The organism is Micromonospora arborensis (genome assembly GCF_003205615.1).
In the GTDB taxonomy this organism is placed as follows: Bacteria; Actinomycetota; Actinomycetes; order Mycobacteriales; family Micromonosporaceae; genus Micromonospora; species Micromonospora arborensis.
On the sequence record NZ_PYBV01000005.1, the window covers coordinates 237,800 to 258,665 of the forward strand.

Genomic DNA, 20,866 nt, shown 5'->3' on the forward strand with positions numbered 1-20,866 from the left:
GGTTGACGATCACGCTAGAAGTTGCCTGCCGAGTTGCACTTGACGCCCTGGTCGAGGCAGTTGCGCACCCGTGCGGCGAGCGCCTCGTCCTTCCACGCGTTGAAGAAGTCGGCGTGCATGGAGAACGAGGTGCCGGACGCGAGGGTGATGCCGTCCGTGTTCGCGCTCAACGGGTACGAGATCACGAACGACACCGAGGAGACCGGCACCGGGTGGCTCGTCGGGCACGCGCCGACGCCCTCGTGTCCTAGATGAGCAAGCCCTGACCGGGGGGTGCAGCTTCCCAACCCGATAATCCATCGCGCCCGTGGGTGCCTGAGTGCTACGAAGGGAAAGTGCCTGACCTTGATGCCACGTCCCTGGAGACTCCGCGGTTGTTGTTGCGCCGCTGGCACAGCGATGATCTGGACGGGTTCGCCGCAGTCAACGCGCAGCCCGAGGTGATGCGTTACATCCACGACGGCCGCACCCTGGACCGGGCCGGGACCGCGGAGCGTCTAGCCACCTACCAGCGGCACTGGGACGAACAGGGCTTCGGCCTGTACGCGGTGCAGATCAAGGAGACCGGCGAGCTGGCCGGTTTCACCGGACTGGCGGTGCCGACCTTCCTGCCGGAGATCATGCCGGCGGTGGAGATCGGCTGGCGGCTCGGCCGCGCGTACTGGGGCCGGGGCCTGGCCACCGAGGCTGCCCAGGCCGTTGTCGCCCACACTCGTGCCGAGCTCGCCCTGCGGCGGCTGGTCAGCATCCACGTCGTCGGCAACGAGGCGTCCGCGCGGGTGATGGTCAAGCTGGGCATGTCGCTGGAGCGCGAAACCGTGCAGCCGGACACCGGCCGCCGGGTCCGGGTCTACGCGATGGACCTGTAGACAGATCTTCGCGGCCAGGCCCGAGGCCGCCGACACGAAGGGCGGCAAGAAGGGGGCGTTCAGCACGAAGGCCAGCCAGAAAGGCGGCCGGCGGTGACCGTCGGTCACCTCGATGGCGGCGGATGCGGTGGTGAGCGCTATACCTCAGAGTCATTTTCATACCTCTGAGGTATACCGCTCAACAGCACATCAACATGGCGGGCAGCCAAAGCGGATGGCGAGGGCCCTTCGCAGACCGGTGAGGTCAGTGGGCGTGCGGCAGCCCGCTCAACTCCGGCTTGCCGGGCGGGACCAGGGCCGGAACGAGGATGGCTGCCACAGTGGCGACGATGGCCGTCGCGGTGTAGGCGTCGGTGAATCCGTCGATGGAGGGCGCACTGGTGAGCCCGGCCGCGGCGAGGGTGGAGGCCGTCGCGACGCCGATGGCGCCGCCCAGTTCGTGGAAGGTGTTGAGCACGCCCGAGGCGAGACCCTCCTCTCCGTGGTCGACGTGTGCCAACGCGGACGTGGCGGCGGTGACGAAAACGGGGCCGACTCCGGCCGCGGCGATGACGATCCCGGGCAGCAGCCCGGTGTAGACCGTGCCGTCGGCAGAGAGTTGCGTGAGCAGTCCCGTGCCCACTGCGACCAGCGCGAGGCCGATGGCGGCGACGGCCCGCGTGCCGATGCTGGCGACCAGGCGGCTGGCCAGGTGCGCCCCAACCCCGGTGGCCAGTGCGGCGGGCAGGAACAGCAGTCCGGTCTCCATCGCGCTGAGGTGGCGTAGATGCTGCAGGTACAGCGAGCCGAGGAAGAACACTGAGATCAGCAGCCCAGATCCGATGAGCATCAGGAACGCGCCCGCGACCACGGGTCGGCGGGTCAGCATCCCTACGTGCATCAGCGGGTTACGGACTGTCCGTTCGATGACGACGAACACCGCGTACAGCAGGGCTGCGGCAGCCAGCGGTACCAGGGTTGCGGCGCTGCCCCAGCCGGCGTCGCCCGCGGTGACCAGCCCGTAGATGAGCGAGCCGGTGGCGGCGGTGACGGCCAGCGCTCCGAGGATGTCGATGCGCTGCTTGCCGCGGTGCGCTCGTAGGGTGGCGGGGACGGTCGCCGGGAGGAACGCCAGCACGGTGGCGCCGATCGGCACGTTGACGAAGAAGGCCCATCGCCAGCCGGGACCGGCGGTGAGGACGCCGCCTGCCAGTACCCCGGCGGCGAAACCGATGCCGCCGAGCCCCGCCCACACGCCGAGCGCCTTGTTGCGCTCGCGGCCATGGAAGGTGGCGGTGACAGTCGACAGCGCCGCGGGGGACAGCAGAGCCGCCCCGATGCCCTGTGCGATGCGTCCGCCGATCAGCAGCGTCTCGTTCTGGGCAAAACCGGTGCCGAGCGAGGCGATGGTGAAGACCGTCAGCCCGATGAGCATCATCCGGCGGGCTCCGAAGAGATCGGCGAGCCGTCCGCCGAGCAGCATCAGCCCGCCGAAGAACAGTGTGTAGCTGGTGATTGCCCAGGTGAGCGCGGTGCGCTCCAGTCGCAGGTCAGCGCCGATCTCGGGGAGGGCGACGTTTACCACGGTCACGTCGAGGATCAACATGAACTGGGCCACGCTGATCAGCGCGAGCGCCGCCCAGCGGCGCGGATGTGCCGAGGCCTCGGTCGTCGGTGGGCTGTGCAGCGCAGGTGAGGGATGAGGCATCGGGCTTTCCGTTCCTGGTGATTGGAGGGGCGCGGCGGCGATCGCGGTGCCCGACCAGGCATAAGTCGTACAGGTGTGTTCGCTTTAAGGTACCCCACGGGGTGAGAAGTTGAACAGGGGTGTTCGACTAATTATGATCTGGCCATGGCGCGCACCAGAGACCACGGAGGCCGAGGGGCCGGGACACCCAAGAGGGCCGACGCGGAACGCAACATCGCCGCGATCATCACCGCCGCCACCGAGTGTTTCGCGCGTGACCCGGACGCCAGCATGACCACCATCGCCAAGGCCGCCGGTCTGGGCCGGGTCACTCTTTACGCGCATTTCCCGTCCAGGGAGCAACTACTGCGGACGGTGCTCGCCGAGACGATCGCCGAGAGCGCCGGCATCATCGAGGCCGCTTCACCTGATACTGGGCCGCCCGCCGAGGTGTTCGCCCAGCTGATCCGGTCCTGCTGGCCACTGCTCAGCAGGTTCGGCAGCCTGCACGCCGCCGTGCAGCGTGCCCTGCCCGCCGACGAAGTGCGCCGCCGCCACGATCAGCCATTGGCCCATGTCGAGCGGCTCGTCGCCCGGGGCCAGGCGGAGGGCGCCTTCCGCACGGACCTGCCGGTCGAGTGGCTGGTCACCACCGTCTACACACTGCTGCACGCGGCCGCCGACGAGGTCGCCGCCGGGCGGCTGGCCGCAGAGTCCGTCGGCGAGATCCTCGAAAAGACCCTACTGGCCACGCTCAGGCCCGCGTAGGAGCACGGTCAGTCGCCGGTCCCAGCGCGAGCGTCGACCGTTACCGCCCACTAGCTCAAGACGGGGCTGCGGGCGCAGCGAAGGGCGCTCGCCATGCGCTTCGGCTGCGTGCCATGAGGGTGTGCTGTTGAGCGGTATACCTCAGAGGTATGAATATGACTCTGAGGTATACCGCTCACTACCGCATCCGCCCTGCCGGAGGTGACCGACGGTCACCGCTGGCCGCCGGCTGCGCCCACAGCCCGAGCCGGGGTTAGGACTGTCTCGTCTAGGGGCGTGGCGATCTCATCCGCCTTCGACGGTGGGGCCGGTGGGTGTCGGCCGGCGCTCTGTGACTCGCGCCTTGAGCTGCAGCCGCCCTGCCCGGTTTTCTACCTGGGCACGCCCCGACCTACGTCGTGGTGCGGCAGCGGATCACGGTGTGGGAGCCACCGAGCCGACTGGCGTTTCACATGGAGTCGACGGACCTCCATTTCCACCGTTGCGTCGACCACCTCGGAGACCTATTTGAGTTGGCGCCGATGGACGGCGGCACGCGGGTCATCCGGACCACGACAGTGACGGTCCGAGGGTACCGTCGCGTCGCGTTGGAGCCGCCGCTCTGGGGTGGGCTGAAGTCGGTGCACCGCTTCGTGTTCCGCAACTGGCAGAAGATGGCGTTGTCGCCGCCGGCAGCCGTCTGAGGCTCTGCCGCCGAGGGGGAGTGGTCGGCCCTCAGATCGGGGCGAGCTCCGGGATGCCGTAGTGCTGGTCCAGGACCTGCATGGCGGCGCCCGCCGCGATGACGTCGGCACCCAGACTGGACAGGGTCACCTTCGTGGTGAGCCAGGCCGTGCGTCGCACGTCCGCCTGAACGGCCTCGGCGACTGCCGCGAGATAGGCCTCCGGGTGCCGGAGGAGATCCGCGCCCGCCAGCACCACGTGGGCGAGGTCGAGGGTCTGCAGCAGGTTGACGACGCCCACTGCCACGACCCGTGCGGCGCGTGCGACGTCTCCGGCCTCGGCGGCGTGGTTGTGCACGATCTCCAGACAACCGTGGCGACCGCAGACGCAGCGGGGCCCGTTCAGGTCGACGACCGTGTGGCCGAATTCTCCCGCGTTGGTGTGCGCGCCCCGGTGGGCTGTGCCGCCCAGCCAGAAGCCGCCGCCGATGCCGGACTCGATCATGATGAGAGCCGCGTCGCCGAACGTCGCGCCGTGCCGCCAGGCCTCGGCCGTGATCCCGGCGGTGACGTCCTTGTCGAGGTGCACGGGCAGGCCCAGGTGTTTCTCGGCGATCTCACGCAACGGCACGTCGTGCCAGTGGCGCAGCCCGTGGGCGCCGCGGACCAGGCCGTGGGCGTGGTCCAGCGGGCCGATCATGCCGATGCCCACGCCGGTGAGTTGGCCGCCTCCGAGGTCGTTGACGCCGGTCATCGCCTTGATGCCGGATGCCAGGGCGTCGAGAAGTTGCGGTGGGGTGAAGTCGCGGGGTAGCGGGCTGACCGCCGAATGGTGCACGGTGCCGGCGAGATCGACCAGGACCAGCCGCAGCGTGCGCCGGGCGACGTGGGCGCCGATCGCGTACCGGCTGTGGGGGACGAGTTCGTAGACGACCGCGGGTTTGCCGACGCCGGGGCGGCGGACGCCGGTGGGACGGATCAGGCCGTCGACGGTCAGGCGGGCGATGACCTTCGAAACGGCCTGCGGCGTCAGACCGGTGGCCTGGACCACGGTCGACCGCTCGAACGTTCCGACGGTACGCCCCACCGCCATGACCAGCGCTTGGTTGTAGCCGCGTAGGAAGGTGACGTCCGCAGTGATGCGAGTCATCTCACCACCCTATTACGCAACGCTGTTGCTAAATTCTCTCGGTGATCGAGTTGAGCAGAGGTCGACGGACGGCGGCGCTGGTCGCACTGGCACTGGGTGGCGTCGCGATCGGCCTGACCGAGTTCGTGGCGATGGGGCTGCTGCCCGACATCGCGCGCGATCTGCTCTCCCAGGAGTACGCCCGGTCGTCGTCGGGCGCGGTCGCCCACGCCGGCTGGATGATCACCGCGTACGCGCTCGGCGTGGTCGTGGGCGCGCCCCTGATCGCCGCGCTGAGTGCGCGCCTGCCCCGCAAGAAGCTCGTCCTCGGGCTGCTCGTGCTCTTCGCCGCTGGCACCGTCGCGTCCGCGATCGCCCCCACCTTCGACCTGGTGCTGGTGGCTCGGTTCGCGGCGGCGCTGCCGCACGGCGCGTACTTCGGAGCGGCCGGCCTGCTCGCGGCAACGCTGATGGGCCCCGGTAACGAGGCCCGCGGTTTCGCCATCGTGCTCAGCGGCCTGACCGTGAGCAACGTGGTCGGCGTACCCCTCATCACGCGGCTCGGGCAGACGGCCGGCTGGCGTGCCGCGTACCTGCTCATCGCCGGCGTCTTCGTGCTCACCCTGCTGGCGGTGCTGGCGGTCGTCCCGGAGGTCGCCGCCGCGGTCGACGGCTCGCCGGCCGCCGAGCTGCGGGCGCTGCGAACCTCGCAGGTCTGGCTGGTCGCCGCGACGGGCGCGGTCGGTTTCGCCGGGTTCTTCGCGGTGAACACCTACATCGCACCGGTCACCACCGACGTCGCCGGACTCTCCGCCGCGACGGTGCCGTGGGCGCTGGTCGCGGTCGGTCTCGGCATGACCGTCGGGAATGCCCTCGGCGGCTGGCTCGCGGACCGCGACCTGCGGCGCAGCATGATCATCGGATTCGTCGCGATGATCGTCAGCATCGCCGCGTTCAGCCTCGTCGCGTCGACCCGGGCCGGCCTGTTCGTGGGCGCGTTCCTGGTCGGCGCGACAAGCCTCTACCTCGGCCCGGTCCTGCAGGCACGCCTGATCACCGTCGCCCCGGGAGCGCAGCTGATGGGGGCGGCGGTCAACCAGTCGGCCATGAACATCGCGAACAGCCTGGGCGCCGCCCTGGGCAGCGTCGCCATCGCCGCCGGGTTCGGTTACCTCGCACCGGCCCGGGTCGGCGTCGTCCTGGGCATCCTCGGGCTGGCCCTGGGAGTGGTCAGCTTCGCCGCCGGGCGACGCGTGCAGGAGCGGGTTCCGGCCACCGTCGCGAGGTGAGGTCGCCTTGCTGCCGACCCTCGGTCAGTTGACCTCTCTGGCGAGCAGGTCGCCGACGGCGGCACGGACCGGATCGGGGTTCGACCAACTCCAGTTCGGGTGCGCACGGTTGGTGAGCAGGGCGAGGACGAGTTTGCGGTTGGGGTCGACCAGCAGCGAGGGGCCGGCGAAGCCGGTGTGGCCGAAGGTCCGGCTCGAAGCGAGCCTGCCCATGAACCAGGTCTGGTTGATGACGACCCCGAGGCCGTGGGCCGACGTCCGGTTGGGCCGCTCGGGGTCGATGGCCGGTTTCCCGGCGTTCTGGTTGGTGAGCATCCGCCGCACCGTCGCCGCGGCGAGGATGCGCTTGCCCTGGTGGGTGCCCCCGGCCAGGAGCATCTGTCCGATGGCCGCGAGATCGGCGGCGGTCGCGAAGATGCCGGCGTGACCGGCGACGCCGCCGAGGTGGTTGGCGACATCGTCGTGGACGGTGCCACGACGCACGCCAACCGACCCGCCCGAACGTCGATCGCGTCGGCCCCATCAGACGACACACGGTCACCTGATGGGCACTGACAGTTGGTGTTCGGTGGATGTGCGACGATCGACGGGCGTCACGTCGGACGACCATTCGTACCCCTTGGAGAGCACGATGTCCCTCTCCCCATCCCGGATCTTCGCCGAGCTGAACGCGGTGTGCCCTCCCGTGCAGCCGTCGCCGATCATGGGCACGGCAATCGTGCTCGGCGGCAGTGTCGCCGGTCTGCTGGCCGCCCGCGTGCTGTCCGACTACGCCGACAGCGTCGTCATCATCGACCGGGACGCCCCGCAGGTGACCGGCGCGCGTCCCGGCGTACCCCAGGGGACGCAGCTGCACGCGCTGCTGCCCGGTGGTTTCTTCCAACTGGAGCGCCTGTTCCCGGGGTTCCGCGACCAGGCCGTGGCCCGCGGGGCGGTCGAGGCGCCGCCCACGGCCAGGCGGAACTACCTCGACGGCCGGCCGAGGGTCGTCGTCCCCGACGACGCCGACACCCTGGCCGGCAGCCGACCACTTCTGGAGGGGCTGATCCGCCAGCAGGTGCTCCGCCTGCCGAACGTCAAGACGCTCACCGCCCGTGCCACCGGCCTCGTGTTCGACGGCACCGCGGTCACCGGTGTCCGTTACGACGTCGGTGGGGTGCCCGGTGTCGAGAATGGTGACCTGACGGTGGACGCCATGGGGCGTTCGAGCAGACTGTCGGCCTGGCTGGAGCAGGCCGACTGGGACCGGCCCGTCACGCGACGGATGACCGTGCGCCTGAACTACGCGACGGCCCAGTTCCGGCGCCCAGCGGCGACGCCGGCCTCGACGGTCGTCCTGGCGCTGAACACCGCGAAGACGGCCTCGGACGTGGCCGGTGCCGCGTTCTTCGCCATCGAGGACGGTCGGTGGATGGCCATGATGGCCGGTTACGGCGACTACCATCCCGGCCACACCGCAGACGATTTCGTGCGCCGACTACGGGAGCAGTTCCCACCCGAGTTCGGCGCTGTCGCCGGCCAGGAGATGCTCGGCGACGTCCAGACCTACCACCATGCCGACAGTCGACGACGGGACTTCCACGCGCTGAAGCGGTTCCCGGCCGGGCTCGTCAGCGTCGGCGACGCCGTCGCGTCCTTCAACCCGGTGTACGGCCAGGGAATGACGGCGGCGGGTCTGCACGCGGCCTGCCTGTCGACGTACCTGCGGTCCGGCCCGGATCTGACCCAGCCCGCGCACCAGTACCTCGCACTGCAGAAGGTCGTGGTCGACGCCGCATGGTCGACGTCGACCTCCGCCGACCTGGCGCTGCCCCACGTCGACGGGCCCTACCCGCGCGGCTACCGGATCACCAGCTGGGCCAGCAGGCAGATCATCGCCGCGACCGTCACGGACCTGGCGACCGCGCGACGGTTCAACGAGGTCGTCTCCATGCGGGCGCACCCACTGTCGCTGGCCAGGCCGGGGGTGCTCCTCGGCGCCGTGCGGGCCAACCGCCGCGCACGCTGACGGTTGGCTCGTCCCGTGCGGGCGGCCCACGGCGAGCAGCTGATGCGACTAACCGGCAATAGCCCAGATCACCAGTACCGGCAGGGTTAGCAGATAGGCGCTGCCGCAGACTCGGAACGCTCTGTCCGTGGCGCGACCGGACAGTCCACGACTGCCGGTGAGCACCTGCAGTGGAGTCGTGCCTTCGTTGTCGCCGCCGTCTTCGAAAGTCAACGCACACACCAGGAGCAGGACGTCGGCCGCGATGAGCAGGGGCCATGCGGACTGTGGCGCGGAGAACCCGGCGAAGACCAGCGGCCCCAGCACGATCGCGGGTACGGTGCCGAGCGAGAAGGCGCTCACGATGATCGCGATGATGGCGAACCAGCCGAAGGCTGTCAGTCGCAGAAGCACAGCCAGTCCGACGACCGTGATCTGAATGAGCCCCATCGACACCGCAGTCACCCTTCTACGAACGCATCGCGTACAGCGAGTTGGTCAAACCTGACCCGCGCATCCCTCGGCGGGGCGTCCCCGCTGGTCTGCACCTTCAGAGTTGCTGTCGGGCTGGGAGTGTCCTCGACGATGACCACTTCCGTCACACCGGCCGGCAGGTCGGCAGGCCATCCCGCATCGTCGGTCGGCTCACTGGTCAAGAGGCGCGCGGCACGTCCAATCAGGCCCGTGTCGGTGGCCCGCACTCGTCGCCACACCATCAACGCTGGCCTGGTCGGCTGTTTGACGGACACCCGCAAAGGCGCGGCCGTGCGCGGTGGTGCCCGCCTGCCGTCCGGTCGTCGGCAGCGCCTGGGCCGGTCACTGACCGATCCACATGTGCAGGAGGTCTTCCTTGTCCACGAGGCGACGCTCGGAGAGCTCGGCGAGTAGCTCCAGGTGGACGGGTCCGTCGAAGATCTCCGCCCGGTCGGGACGCAGCGCCCCGCCGAGACCCAAGGCCGGGACAAAGCCATAGATGGTGTCGGGGCCCACCGGGCCACGCAGTGCGAGGATCCGATCGAACAACGGCTTCTCATCGGCGCCGAGCAGGTCAACACTGCGGCGGTCCTGGCACATCAACAGCGCGTAGAGCCGGTCATTGCGGCGATCGTCTGACATCGGGCGGCCCGCCCGATCCGTGTGGACCACCCACCCGTACTGCGCATTGATCGTCAACCGCGAGCCCGTCTGCTGTCCCCACACCTGCAAATCGCCGAACGCACTGCGGCTCACGGCAATCCATCGCTCTTCTCCCGGTAGGGCAAGGCCGCTTGTCCATGCGTCGACCGCCGGCTGCCACACCTCGGGATCACACAACCAGAACGATCCGTTACCGAATCCGGCGAATCCATACCGACGCCAACACGCCAGCAGTAGATCGGGCACGGCACCTGCAAACTGAGCCAGCCGATCGGCGCGGACCGGAGCGGAATAGGTTGGAGGCCCCCATATCTCAGCCAACTCTGCTACTTCATCATCCACCATCGGTGCGCCTCCCCCTCGTGCCACGAACCACCTGCCTGCCCGCCCGACCGAAGCGCCGCGGCCCGTTCGCCGAGTGTCGCGGCATCCCGCAACAGCCCGTGGCTGCCGCAGACGATGTCACACCATCCGGCGTTGTTGCGGGCCGCCGCCACCCGATCGTCCTCCAGCACGACGGGCAGCCTGGCACCCTTGGACTACCCTCGCGCCGTGGAAAGCACAGAGATCGACGCACCTATCGTCGGCGTCACCGTCTATCCGGACCGGGCTCGGGTCACCCGCCGGGGCAGTCCTCGGTTGACCGCCGGCGAGCACCGCGTACGCATCGCGCCACTCCCACTCGGCCTGCGGCGCGACTCCATCCGGGTCGGTGGTCGGGGCGCGGCCACGGTACTCGGTGTGGACGTGACCACCTGGCGGCAGGCCCGCAGCGCCGACGCGCAGATCGTCGGCCTCGAGCAGCGACACCGGGAGCTGAACGACGAGTTGGCCGAGGTCGGGGACGCGGACGGAATCGAGGAACAGCGCGGGGAGTTCCTCACCCGGTTGGCCGAGCGCGCCGGTGGCACGTACGCCCGGGCGTTGGCCTCCGGCGACGCGGCGCCGACCGACGTGGTGGCCTTCACCGATTCGGTGGCGGGGCAGCTCGCCGAGTCACGCAGCCGGCGGCGCGGGCTGTCTCGGCGGCGCACCGAGTTGGCCGCGGAGTTGGCCGCGGTCGAGCGTGACCTGAACGCCGCGCGCGGCAAGCGGACGCCGGACCGGTTGGCCGCCGAGGTGACGGTCTCGGTGGCGGCCGACGGCGCGGAGTTGGAGTTGGAGCTGACCTACCTGGTCGACGGTGCGGTGTGGCGGCCCTCGTATGACCTGCGGCTGGTCGAGGACACCATGACCGTCACCTGGTTCGGGTTGGTCAGCCAGAGCACCGGAGAGGACTGGCCGGAGTGCGAGCTTCAGCTCTCGACCGCCCGGCCTGCCGCGACGACCGGCGTACCCGAATTGTCGCCCTGGTATCTCGACCGGTTTCGGCCGGTGTCAGTCGGGGCCGCGGCGGCGCCCGTGCCGGTCGGGATGCAGCCCCCGGCACCGGGCGGGGCGCCGGCCCGGTCCGCAGCGCCCCGGCCCCGGTTGCAGGAGAGCGTCGCCCAGGTCGAGCAGGGCGTCAGCGCGGCCACCTATCGGCCGGCCCGGCCGGCCGCGGTGCCGGCCGACGGCAGCGCGCACCGAGCCACCATCGCCGTGCTGGAGCTGCCAGCCCGACTGGACCACGTGACCGTGCCGGTCCGCGCCGCCGAGGCGCACCTGCGTGCCACGGTACGCAACACGTCGGATCACACGATGCTGCCCGGTCCGGCGGCGGTGTTCCACGGCGCCGATTTCGTCGCGGCCACCGGGCTGCCGATGTGGGCGCCGGGCGAGGAGATCGAGCTGGGGCTCGGGGTCGACGACCGGCTGCGGGTGGAGCGGAAGCTGCACCGGCGCTCGGAGACCAAGGCCACGCTCGGGTCGACGCGGCGGCGGGAGGTGGACTACCGGATCACCGTCGCCAACCACACACCCCGGTCGGCGACGGTCGAGGTACGCGACCAGTTGCCGGTGTCCCGCGACGAGGCGGTGGTGGTGCGGGAGACGAACCTGACGCCGGCTCCGGCGGAGCGTACGGAGCTGGGAGAGCTGGCCTGGCGGCTGTCGCTCGCGCCGGGCGACAGCGGTGAGATCGCCATCGGCTTCCGGGTGGAGTTGGCCAAGGGGGTGGAACTGACCGGCTGGCGGGAGTAGGCACCGAGTGATGATTCAGGGGCGGGCCGAGCGGGGGAGCTTGCGCAGGATGTCGACGACGAAGCGGTGGTCATCGAGCTGCGGAAGCCCGGAGACCCCCACCCAGCCCACCACGCCGGTGCCCCGTACTCGCAGGGGCAGCGCGCCCCCGGCCGCCGCGTACCGGGAGGCTGGGAGACCGAATCGCTCTGCCAGCGTCACCTGCTTGTCCTGGCACAACCGGGCCATGTACAACGACGAGTGCTCGAACCGCATCACCACTCGCCCCTTGCGGCGCAGCCAACCGTCGTTGTCCGCCGTCGACCCCGGCAGGCCACAGTGGAACAGCTGGCGGCCGGCCCGCCACACGCCAACCGAGACCGGCAGCCGCTGCTCACTCGCGGCGGCGACGGCGAGCATCCCCAGCTCGTACGCGTCCGTCTCGGACAGGCCGGCGAGCTCCAGCTCGGCCTCCTCGCGCAGCAACTCGTCAAGCGTCGGCCACGGGTCACGGTCAACTGACATGTGCTTCTCCTCGTTCGACGGTGGCAAAGTCGGTCACCAGGCGCAGGGCGCGTAGTCCTTCAGGAAGCAGCCGTACAGGTCCTCGCCCAGCTCGCCACGGACGATCGGGTCGTAGACCCGGGCCGCACCGTCGACCAGGTCCAGCGGGGCGTGGAAGCCCTCGTCGGCCAGCCGCATCTTCGTCGGGTGCGGCCGTTCGTCGGTGATCCAGCCCGTGTCGACGCTGGTCATCAGGATGCCGTCGGTCAGCATCTCCTGCGCGCTGGTGCGGGTCAGCATGTTCAGCGCGGCCTTGGCCATGTTGGTGTGCGGGTGCCCCGGGCCCTTGTAGCCGCGGCCGAACTGGCCCTCCATCGCCGACACGTTCACCACGTACTTGCGGCGGGCCGACGCTGCGGCCATTGCCGGGCGGAGCCGGCTGACCAGCACGAACGGCGCGGTGACGTTGCACAGTTGCACTTCGAGCAGCTCGACCGGGTCCACCTCCTGCACCCGCTGGACCCAGCTGTTGACCGAGTCGAGGTCCGGCACGAGTCCTCCGGCGTCGATGGCCGTGGACGCGGCGATCCGTTCCGGCGAGGCCGAGCCGCTGGTCAGGGCGAGCGCGGTGAGCGCGTGCGGGGTGAGCGCGGTCGACTGCGGCCCGGCGGTCAGGCTGCCGACCGGGCCGCCCTGGCTGTCCGGCTTGGCGAAGGTGATCAGCTCCGGCAGCGGGCCGTCCGGCAGGGCCGCGGCCTCCGCGGCGATGAGCTGCGCGTACGCCCCGGGGGAGCGGCGGACGGTCTGCGCCGCGTTGTTGATCAGGATGTCGAGGGGGCCCTGGCTGCTCACCGAGTCGGCGAGGGCGATCACCTGGGCGGGGTCGCGCAGGTCGATTCCGACGATGCGCAGGCGGTGCAGCCAGTCGCCGCTGTCGGGCATGGCGGCGAACCTGCGGACCGCGTCGTGCGGGAAGCGCGTGGTCACCGTCGTGTGCGCGCCGTCGCGCAGCAACCGCAGCGCGATGTACATGCCGATCTTCGCCCGGCCACCGGTGAGCAGCGCGCGTCGGCCGGTCAGGTCGGTACGGGCGTCGCGGCGCTCCCGGTTGAGCGCGGCGCAGGACGGGCAGAGCTGGTGATAGAAGGCGTCCACCTCGCGGTAGCGCTGCTTGCAGACGTAGCAGCCGCGTGGATTGTGCAGGAACCCGGCCGTCTCGCCGGGCACGGAGGACGCGAGCGGGATGCCCTGGGTCTCGTCGTCGATCCGCCCCGGGGCACCGGTGGCGGTGGCCTCCGTCACGGCCCGGTCGGCCGCGAGGATGGCGTCGCGCCGTTCCTCGCGTCGCCGCTGCTTGATCACCTTGTAGAGCCGCGCGGTGGCCCGCTGCACCCGCACCACGTCGGGGTGGTCGGATGGCAGCTCCTCCAGCGCTTCGAAGACGCTGAGGCAGGCCTCCAGCCGGTCTCGGTCAATGCCGTTTTGACCGTTTTCGGTAATGTTGTCCACCGTCATACGTCTGTGTCTCGTCCCGTATCCCGTGCCGGATCCAGCCGGCCCGCCCCAAGTCCGACCCGAAACTGTACGCACCGCGCCGTCCCCACTGCACCCCGCGTTCGCCGGGCGGCGTGAGCAGGGTCTGCGTTCAGTCGGTGTCGGCGCGACCCAGACGCCAGTAGCCCATGAAGGCCACCGCCCGCCGGTCCAGACCCCGCTCGGCGACCAGGTGCCGGCGCAGGTTGCGGATGACGCCGGCCTCCCCGGCCAGCCACGCGTACAGCGGTGCCCCGGCGACCTCGTCGGGCACCTCCCACAGGATCCCGGTGTCGACGTCCACGTCCGGGACCGGCTGTGCGGCGGGCGTCGTGCCGGGGGCCAGCAGTTCCCCCGCCGCGGCGGCGACGGCGGGCACCAGCCGGCTGCCGTATCCGTCGGCACCCCGGGACAGCCAGCGGACGTCGATGCCGGGGGGCGCCGCCAGGGGCAGCACGTCGTCGGCGTCGGGCACCTCCAGCACCACCGTGCCCCGGGCCGCGAGGGGGAGCCGCTCGCAGATGGCGCTGATCGCCGGCACCGCCGTCTCGTCCCCGGCCAGCAGCAGGGTGGCCCCCGTCGGCGGTCGGAACTCGACCCCGCCGTGGTCCCCGTCGTAGCCGGCATCCGGCCCGACCAGGGCAAGCTCGTCGCCGGCACGTACCCGCCGGGCCCAACGGGTCGCCGGGCCGCTGTCGCCGTGCAGCACGAGGTCGACGTCGACCTCGGCCAGGTGCGGTCGGACCGCCCGCACCGTGTACGTACGTATCGGGTTGCGCAGGTGCTCGGGCAGGGCCCGCCACGTCGTGTACCAGTCCTCGCCCTCGGGCAGCCGCACCTCCCGCTGGTCGGGCAGCGGCAGCGCCAGCTTGATCCGCTGGTCGTAACCGTTGTCGGCGAAGCGGTCGAGGTCTGCCCCGGTGAAGGTCACCCGGGTGAAGGACGGGCTGAGTCGGCGTACCGCGCCGACGGTGACGGTGAACACGCGCCACGGCGCGATGGGCAGGGTCTCGGTCGTGGTGCCGTTCTGGGCCTGCATGAGGTTAGGCTAACCTAACCAAGTGGCGGCGTGTCAAGCCGGCCCGAGAGTCCGAGGCCAGCCTGGCGGACCGGCGGTCGTCGGGTCCGTGCACGGGTGGGGGATGCTGGTTCCGTGCAGATCACGACCCTCGGCCCACTCGCCGTCGACGGCCAGCCCGTTCGGGGTGAACGGCTCGCCGCCGTGATCCGCGCGCTCGCCGACGCGCGTGGCCGGGCAGTCTCCACGAGCCTGCTCGTGGACGCCGTGTGGGACGGCGCGTCGCCCGACGACGCGACCGGCGCCGTCCAGGCGCTCGTGTCCCGGGTGCGCCGGCTCGGGCTGGCCGTGGTCGCGGTGCCGGGCGGATACCGTCTGCCCACCGAGGACGTCACCGTCGACGCGATCGAGGCGCGGGCGCTTGTCGATCAGGCGCGGACCGTGTTGGGCAGCGGCGACGTCCGCGCCGCCCGCGGCCTGGCCGATCAGGCGCGTGCCCTGTTCCCCGAGGTCCCGGAACTCGTGACCATCGAGGACACCCGCCTGTTCGCGGACGTCGCCGCGCTGCGCGCGCAGGCGGCACTCGCCGGTGCGGGGTCGTTCGACGAGGCCGACCTGCGCCGGCTCGTCGCGCGGACGCCCCCGGACGAGCCGTCCGCCGCCCTGCTCGTCCAGGTGCTCGCCGCCCAGGGCCGGGAGGCGGAGGCGCTGGAGGTGGTGGAGCGACTCCGGGCCGAACTGGCCGACCGGTACGGTGCCGACCCGTCGCCCGTGGTCGCACAGGTGCATCTGTCGTTGCTGCGCGGCGAACTCACCGCACCGGCCGTCGTGACGCCACCCCGGCAGCCGGCGCGGATCGCCCTGCCCGCCGCGTGGCGGCGACGGCTGACCGTCCTCGTCGGTCGGGAGCGCGACGTCGAGACCGTGGGCGAGGCGCTCACCGAGGCGGCCCTGGTGACGATCGTGGCGACCGGCGGTGCCGGCAAGACCCGCCTGGCCGCCGAGGTGGCCCGGCGCACGGCGGCGGCCGGGCGGCCGGTACGGGTGGTCGAACTCGCCGGCCTGCGCTCGTCCGACGAGGTGCTGCCCACGGTGCTGGCGGCACTCGGAGGCGCGGACACCGCGGTGGCCGGGGGCAACCTGGGCCTTGAACGGCGGGTCCTCAATCCCGAGGAACGTCTGCGCGCCGTCGCGCCGGATCTCGACGGACTGATCGTGTTGGACAACTGCGAGCACGTCCTCGACGCGGTGGCCACCGTCGTCGCGGACCTGCTCGCGGTGACCTCGCCGGAGGTCGCGGTGCTCGCCACGAGTCGGGCCCCGCTGGGCCTGGCCGGCGAGCAGGTCCACCGACTGACCGCGCTGCCCGACGCCGACGCGCTCGCGCTGATCGAGTCCCGGGCACGGGCCGGTGGCGCGGTGCCGACCTGGGACACGGCACGGACGCTCGCGCTGTGCCACCGACTCGACAACCTGCCACTGGCGCTCGAACTGGCCGCCGCACGACTGCGGCACATGCCGATCGACGATGTCCTCGCCGGGCTGACCGACCGGTTCGCGCTGCTCGACGACGCGCTGCGTGGTCTGCCGGACCGCCACGCGAGCCTGTGGGCGATGGTCGACTGGAGTAGGGAACTTCTCGCCCCCGACGACCGCGCGCTGCTGCAGCGGATCGCGGTCATTCCCGCGCCGTTCACCGCGGACCTCGCCGCCGCGGTCGCGCAGAGCACGGACGTACGGCGAGGGCTCGCGACGCTCGTCGAACAGTCCCTGCTGACCCTGGTCGAGGGCGACGGGCCACCCCGCTACCGGATGCTCGAAACCGTCCGCGAGTACGGCGAAGCTCGCCTGGACGCCGCCGGTGACCGTGTTCCGGCGATGGCGGGCCTGGTCGGTTGGGCCCGGGCGGAGGCCGCCGCGCTCGCCGGCCGCTTCGTCGGCCCCCACCAGGTCGAGGCGCTCGACCGCTGCGCCGCCGAGCAGGACAACCTGCTCGCGGGCCTGCGGTGGGCACTGGGGCAGGACGACGAGCCCGCCGCCGTCGACGTCACCACCGCGTTGTTCCACCTCTGGACCGTGCGTGGCCTGCACCTCGAGGTCCTCGCGTGGGCGCGGGCGCTGCTATACGTCGATCACCCGGAGCGGCGACTGCGGTCGGCGATCATGCGGGGCCGGGCCAGCGGCCGGCCACTGCCGGACGCCGATCGACTCGCCTGGACGTGCGTGGTGATCAGCGTGAACTCCGGCATCAGTGGCGAGCTGCGGCTCGCCGCGCTCGCCCGGCGGGCCCTGCGGACGCTCCTGGCCGAGCGGCCCGCCGAGGTGTCGCCCCGGCTGACCGCGCTCGCGTCGGCGTTGCCCGGCTTCGACACGTCCAATCTGGAGCGGAGCCTCAAGAGCGCGGACGAGATGATCGCGCATCCGGACCCGTACGTGCAGGGACTCGGCCTGTTCGCGCGCGCGGCGGTACGGGAGAACAGCGGCATGTCGGAGGAATCGATCATCGACGCCGAGCAGGCGTACCACCGCTTCGAGGTCGTCGGTGACCACTGGGGCATGGCGGTGGCGGCGCAGGCCGCCGGGCACTTCTTCGCCCCGCGCGGTGACGCCCGTTCGACCGAATGGTTGGCGCGCAGCGTCCGCCACATGGATCTTCTCGGCGCGACGCAGGACGCCCGGTCGGTCCGGGTGATGCTGGACGTGCAACTCGCCGTCGCCGGCGACCCGGAGGCCGAGCGGCGCCTGGGTGAGACCGCCATACCAGGCCACGCCGAGCTGACGGACGTCGCGCAGGCACGTCTCGGCCTGGCCCAACTGGCGTGGCAGCGTGAACGCTACGACGACGCGCTCGCCCACGCCGACGAGGTGACCCGCACCCTCGCCGGGTGGACCGGGCCGCCGGTGCAGCCGCGCGTCGTGCTCCGGGTCGCGGTGGCGGTCCTCTACCTGCGCGTGGCCGAGGCACGGCGGACGCCAGGGACCGAGGCCGCCGTCCAGGCCGCCGCGTTGCTGTCGCTCGCTCGCGACGAAGCGCTGGCCTCGAAGGACCTTCCGGTGATCGGGGCGTGGGCCTCGGGCGGCGCGGAACTCGCGGCGTGCCGGGAGGACGTCGGCGCCGCCCGCGCGCTGACCGCACTCGCGACGCGCATCGGCACCCACATCGAGATGTTCTTCCCCGCCGGGAAGGGCGAACGGCTCAACGCCGCCCTCGGGGACGAGGAGCAGCGTGAGCCGTTGCTGGCCGCGTGGCGCGAGCGTCCGGTCGCCGCGGCCGTCACCCGGATCCGCGAGCTGATGGACGACTTGCTCGCCTAGGGCCCGTTTCAGAAGGGCGGCCGGCCAGTCCTTCTGAAACGGGCCCTAGCTCAGATCTTCTTTCGGTACGCCCGCAGCGCCAGGGGCATGAACACCGCCACGAAGCCGGCGCACCAGGCGAGCGTCCACCACACGTGGTTGCCCAGCGGCGTGCCGAGGAACAGTCCGCGTACCGACGCCACCAGGTGGGTCATCGGGTTGACGTCCACGAAGGCCTGCATCCAGCCCGGCAGGGTGTCGGCGCCGACGAACACGTTGGACGCGAAGCTCAGCGGCATGATCAGCGCGAACATCACACCCTGCACGGCGCCAGCGGTCCGCACCTTCATCGACACGAGCACCGGCAGCCAGCTCAGGCAGAGCGCGAACAGCACCGCGAGCAGACAACCGGCGATCGCCCGGAACGGGTCGGTGTCGATCCGGAAACCCATCACGTAGCCGATCGCGAGGGTCGACACGGTGACGATGACGTACCGGACGACGTCGCCGAGGACCGCGCCGACCAGCGGTGCGGAGCGGGGGATCGGCAACGACCGGAACCGGTCGAAGATGCCCTTGGCGATGTCGGTGTTGAGGTTGACGCCGATCGCGATGGCACCGGTGGCGATGGTCTGGGCAAGGATGCCGGGCAGCAGGAACTGCAGGTAGTCGTGGGTGGATCCGGCGACGGCGCCGCCGAAGACGTACACGAAGATGATCAGGAACAGCACCGGTTGCAGGGTGACGTCGATGAGCGCCTCCGGCGTACGCCAGGTCTTGATGAGGCTGCGCTTGGCGAGCGCCAACGAGTGCCGGACCAGCCGGAACGGCCGTGGGTTCGGCACGGAGTTCGAGAGCCCGCGGCTTCTCGTGGGTGGGGCGTCGATCAGAGTGCTCATGCCGCGACCTCCGTGGGGCGGGTGGTGTCGTCTTCGGATGCCGTGCGCCCGGTGAGGGTGAAGAACACCTCGTCGAGGCTGGGCAGGTGCAGGGAGAGTTCGGTGACCGCGATGCCGGCGGTGGCGAACCGCGCGACGCTCTCGGTCAGGGCCGCGTCGTCGGTGACCGGCACCGCGAGCACGCCCTTGCGGATCTCGTCGGCCGGCGCGCCGGAGCCGACCTGGGTGAGGATCTCCGCGGTTCGGGGCAGGTGCGCCGGGTCGGACGGCCGGACCTCCAGGGTCTGCCCGCCGACCACCCGCTTGAGCCCTTCCGGGGTGTCGTGCGCGATGACCCGGCCGTGGTCGATCACCGTGATCGCGTCGGCGAGCGCGTCGGCCTCCTCCAGGTACTGCGTGGTGAGCAGCACCGTCGAGCCGTTGCCGACAAGTGAGCGGACCACGTCCCACATGTCCTCGCGCTTGGCCGGGTCGAGCCCGGTCGTCGGCTCGTCCAGGAAGATCACGTCGGGGGAGCCGACGAGGCTGGCGGCCAGGTCCAGCCGCCGCCGCATGCCGCCGGAGTAGGTCTTGGCCGGCCGGTTCGCGGCGTCGGTCAGGTCGAACCAGTCGAGCAGCTCGGCGGCCCGTCGCCGGGCGCCGGTGCGCCCCAACTCCAGCAGGGTGCCGAACAACTCCAGGTTCTGCCGCCCGGTCAGGTCCTCGTCGACCGAGGCGTACTGGCCGGTGAGGCCGATGCTCTGCCGAACGCGCTCGGCGTCCCGGACCACGTCGAAGCCGCTGATTCGGGCGCTTCCCGCGTCCGGGGTCAGCAGGGTGGAGAGGATGCGTACGGCGGTGGTCTTGCCGGCGCCGTTGGGGCCGAGCACCCCGAGCACCGTCCCCCGGGGCACGGCGAGGTCCACGCCCTGCAACGCCCTCGTCTTTCCGAAGGTCTTGACGAGGCCCTCGGCCTCGATCACCAGGTCAGCTGTCATGTCCCAGAGTGTGCTCGGGCCGGCTGACACCGCCCCGACACGCCACCGACATCGCCACCGACACGACCCGCCCGCGTACAGACCGGCCGGGCTCCCGGTGGGGAGCCCGGCCGGTGCGGTCGAGGCCGTCGTAGAGCTGTCCGGCTCAGCGGGGGGCGTGCTGGGCGGGAGAGGTACGGACGGCGCGACCGCGCTCCGCGCGGTGGTCCACCTGCTCAGCTCGGTAGGCGGCCCCGCGTGGAGACGAAGTGGTACGACATGACGGCGAAGCCGGGGTCACGGACCAGCCGCCGGAAGGCGTTCAGTTGGTCGGGCGACAGCCCCGCCGCGAGCAGGTCCGGCTCCAACTGGCGGGAGTTCGTCTCGTAGAGCGACGCCCCGGTCGAACCACCGGCCCAGCTCTGCGAGTGGGTGATGGTGTCCACCTCGGTCAGACCGGCGAGGGTCATCTCGGTGTGCACGTCCTGTGCCCAGCCCAGGTCGGCGCCGTGCTCCTGCAGGACACCCATTATGGCGTCCATGACCTGCGCGAAGAGCTTCGCGGCGTCGTCGTTCGGCGCGGTCAACACCCGTTGCGGCGCGGTGCAGTCGAACTCCTCGACCACCAGCCACCCGCCGGGGGCCAGCGCGCCGGTGAGCGTGCGGAGCACCCGCCGTCGTTCGGGGAGATGCAGCAGCACCAGCCGGGCGTGGATCAGGTCGAACGCGTCCCCGGGTGGCGGCTCGGTGCGCACGTCGTGCCGGCGTACGTGCAGGTTGCCCTTCGCCACCAGGTGCGCCGGGTCGATGTCGGTGGCCAGCACCTGACCGGTGTCGCCGATCGCGCGGGCGATCCGGCGGGCAATCGAGCCGCCACCCGCCCCGACCTCCCAGCAGGTGGCCCCCGGTCGCAGCACCGCGTGGGCGAGGCGGCGCGTCGTGATCGGATCCAGGAAGGACTCCAGCGCGTGCATCTGGGGAACAGCGTCGGGTGCGCCGTTGTCGAACGTGTACGTGCTGTCGCTCGTAGCGGTTGTCATCGGTGTCCACCTCTC

Annotated in this window: 21 protein-coding genes; 7 read left to right on the plus strand and 14 right to left on the minus strand. The window is 71.2% G+C overall.

All coding sequences use genetic code 11. The features are described 5' to 3' along the window. Window positions 1-14 precede the first annotated feature (14 nt). On the minus strand, window positions 15-395 hold the full coding sequence (locus C7C45_RS35460; protein ID WP_280101367.1) for a DUF1996 domain-containing protein: 381 nt from the start codon (window positions 393-395) through the stop codon (window positions 15-17). Between C7C45_RS35460 and C7C45_RS04110 the strand changes: the two genes are divergently transcribed. Continuing rightward, window positions 336-869 carry a GNAT family N-acetyltransferase gene (locus C7C45_RS04110; protein ID WP_110562517.1) on the plus strand — a complete coding sequence of 178 codons (534 nt, stop codon included), beginning with the start codon at window positions 336-338 and terminating at the stop codon, window positions 867-869. The genes C7C45_RS35460 and C7C45_RS04110 overlap by 60 nt on opposite strands. A gap of 244 nt (window positions 870-1,113) precedes the next feature. On the opposite strand, the gene C7C45_RS04115 is transcribed toward C7C45_RS04110, so the two are convergent. After that, entirely contained in the window at window positions 1,114-2,556 is a 1,443-nt protein-coding gene (locus C7C45_RS04115; protein WP_110562282.1) for an MFS transporter, read from the minus strand. A gap of 144 nt (window positions 2,557-2,700) precedes the next feature. Here C7C45_RS04115 and C7C45_RS04120 point away from each other — a divergent pair, with 144 nt between their 5' ends. Next, entirely contained in the window at window positions 2,701-3,303 is a 603-nt protein-coding gene (locus C7C45_RS04120) for a TetR/AcrR family transcriptional regulator (RefSeq protein ID WP_110562283.1), read from the plus strand. A 521-nt stretch (window positions 3,304-3,824) separates the two neighbouring features. Continuing rightward, window positions 3,825-3,986, plus strand: a complete 162-nt coding sequence (locus C7C45_RS33900; RefSeq protein ID WP_167454638.1) for a hypothetical protein — start codon at window positions 3,825-3,827, stop codon at window positions 3,984-3,986. Window positions 3,987-4,017: 31 nt separating this feature from the next. Here the strand turns inward: C7C45_RS33900 and C7C45_RS04130 are convergent, their stop codons facing one another. Continuing rightward, window positions 4,018-5,115, minus strand: coding sequence for an ROK family transcriptional regulator (locus tag C7C45_RS04130; protein ID WP_110562285.1), 1,098 nt, complete (start codon window positions 5,113-5,115; stop codon window positions 4,018-4,020). Between the two features lie 41 nt (window positions 5,116-5,156). Between C7C45_RS04130 and C7C45_RS04135 the strand changes: the two genes are divergently transcribed. Beyond that, entirely contained in the window at window positions 5,157-6,383 is a 1,227-nt protein-coding gene (locus C7C45_RS04135) for an MFS transporter (protein WP_110562286.1), read from the plus strand. 24 nt (window positions 6,384-6,407) lie between these two features. Here C7C45_RS04135 and C7C45_RS04140 read toward each other — a convergent pair whose 3' ends face one another. Next, a complete protein-coding gene (locus tag C7C45_RS04140) occupies window positions 6,408-6,866 on the minus strand; it encodes a serine hydrolase domain-containing protein (RefSeq protein WP_110562287.1) in 459 nt (152 codons plus the stop codon). Between the two features lie 148 nt (window positions 6,867-7,014). On the opposite strand from C7C45_RS04140, the gene C7C45_RS04145 reads away from it, so the two are divergent. Beyond that, a complete protein-coding gene (locus C7C45_RS04145) occupies window positions 7,015-8,391 on the plus strand; it encodes an FAD-dependent oxidoreductase (RefSeq protein ID WP_208641061.1) in 1,377 nt (458 codons plus the stop codon). A 48-nt stretch (window positions 8,392-8,439) separates the two neighbouring features. Here C7C45_RS04145 and C7C45_RS04150 read toward each other — a convergent pair whose 3' ends face one another. The 4 genes from C7C45_RS04150 to C7C45_RS33520 all read right to left on the minus strand — a co-directional run bounded on the left by C7C45_RS04150 (window position 8,440) and on the right by C7C45_RS33520 (window position 10,022). Beyond that, window positions 8,440-8,826, minus strand: coding sequence for a hypothetical protein (locus C7C45_RS04150; RefSeq protein ID WP_146247263.1), 387 nt, complete (start codon window positions 8,824-8,826; stop codon window positions 8,440-8,442). 5 nt (window positions 8,827-8,831) lie between these two features. Next, entirely contained in the window at window positions 8,832-9,086 is a 255-nt protein-coding gene (locus C7C45_RS35795) for a DUF7161 family protein (RefSeq protein ID WP_425271112.1), read from the minus strand. 100 nt (window positions 9,087-9,186) lie between these two features. Further along, window positions 9,187-9,852: a GAD-like domain-containing protein gene (locus C7C45_RS04160; protein ID WP_110562291.1), complete on the minus strand. Its 666-nt coding sequence runs from the start codon at window positions 9,850-9,852 to the stop codon at window positions 9,187-9,189. Beyond that, on the minus strand, window positions 9,834-10,022 hold the full coding sequence (locus tag C7C45_RS33520; protein ID WP_146247264.1) for a hypothetical protein: 189 nt from the start codon (window positions 10,020-10,022) through the stop codon (window positions 9,834-9,836). Before C7C45_RS33520 ends, C7C45_RS04160 begins: the two co-directional genes overlap by 19 nt. A gap of 37 nt (window positions 10,023-10,059) precedes the next feature. Here C7C45_RS33520 and C7C45_RS04165 point away from each other — a divergent pair, with 37 nt between their 5' ends. Continuing rightward, on the plus strand, window positions 10,060-11,628 hold the full coding sequence (locus C7C45_RS04165; protein ID WP_110562518.1) for a mucoidy inhibitor MuiA family protein: 1,569 nt from the start codon (window positions 10,060-10,062) through the stop codon (window positions 11,626-11,628). A 15-nt stretch (window positions 11,629-11,643) separates the two neighbouring features. On the opposite strand, the gene C7C45_RS04170 is transcribed toward C7C45_RS04165, so the two are convergent. The 3 genes from C7C45_RS04170 to C7C45_RS04180 all read right to left on the minus strand — a co-directional run bounded on the left by C7C45_RS04170 (window position 11,644) and on the right by C7C45_RS04180 (window position 14,683). Continuing rightward, entirely contained in the window at window positions 11,644-12,132 is a 489-nt protein-coding gene (locus C7C45_RS04170) for a heme-degrading domain-containing protein (RefSeq protein WP_110562292.1), read from the minus strand. 33 nt (window positions 12,133-12,165) lie between these two features. Then, window positions 12,166-13,626: an SDR family oxidoreductase gene (locus C7C45_RS04175; RefSeq protein WP_110562293.1), complete on the minus strand. Its 1,461-nt coding sequence runs from the start codon at window positions 13,624-13,626 to the stop codon at window positions 12,166-12,168. A gap of 130 nt (window positions 13,627-13,756) precedes the next feature. Then, a complete protein-coding gene (locus C7C45_RS04180; protein WP_110562294.1) occupies window positions 13,757-14,683 on the minus strand; it encodes a siderophore-interacting protein in 927 nt (308 codons plus the stop codon). Window positions 14,684-14,797: 114 nt separating this feature from the next. Between C7C45_RS04180 and C7C45_RS04185 the strand changes: the two genes are divergently transcribed. Continuing rightward, the gene (locus C7C45_RS04185) at window positions 14,798-17,977 is read left to right on the plus strand and encodes an ATP-binding protein (protein WP_110562295.1); all 3,180 of its coding nucleotides are present in this window, start codon (window positions 14,798-14,800) and stop codon (window positions 17,975-17,977) included. A gap of 50 nt (window positions 17,978-18,027) precedes the next feature. Here C7C45_RS04185 and C7C45_RS04190 read toward each other — a convergent pair whose 3' ends face one another. The 3 genes from C7C45_RS04190 to C7C45_RS04200 all read right to left on the minus strand — a co-directional run bounded on the left by C7C45_RS04190 (window position 18,028) and on the right by C7C45_RS04200 (window position 20,851). Further along, complete coding sequence (locus C7C45_RS04190) at window positions 18,028-18,855, minus strand: ABC transporter permease (RefSeq protein ID WP_110562296.1); 828 nt, start codon at window positions 18,853-18,855, stop codon at window positions 18,028-18,030. Then, entirely contained in the window at window positions 18,852-19,832 is a 981-nt protein-coding gene (locus tag C7C45_RS04195; RefSeq protein WP_110562519.1) for an ATP-binding cassette domain-containing protein, read from the minus strand. Before C7C45_RS04195 ends, C7C45_RS04190 begins: the two co-directional genes overlap by 4 nt. Before the next feature lie 215 nt (window positions 19,833-20,047). Further along, complete coding sequence (locus C7C45_RS04200) at window positions 20,048-20,851, minus strand: class I SAM-dependent methyltransferase (RefSeq protein WP_110562297.1); 804 nt, start codon at window positions 20,849-20,851, stop codon at window positions 20,048-20,050. Between the last annotated feature and the right edge of the window lie 15 nt (window positions 20,852-20,866).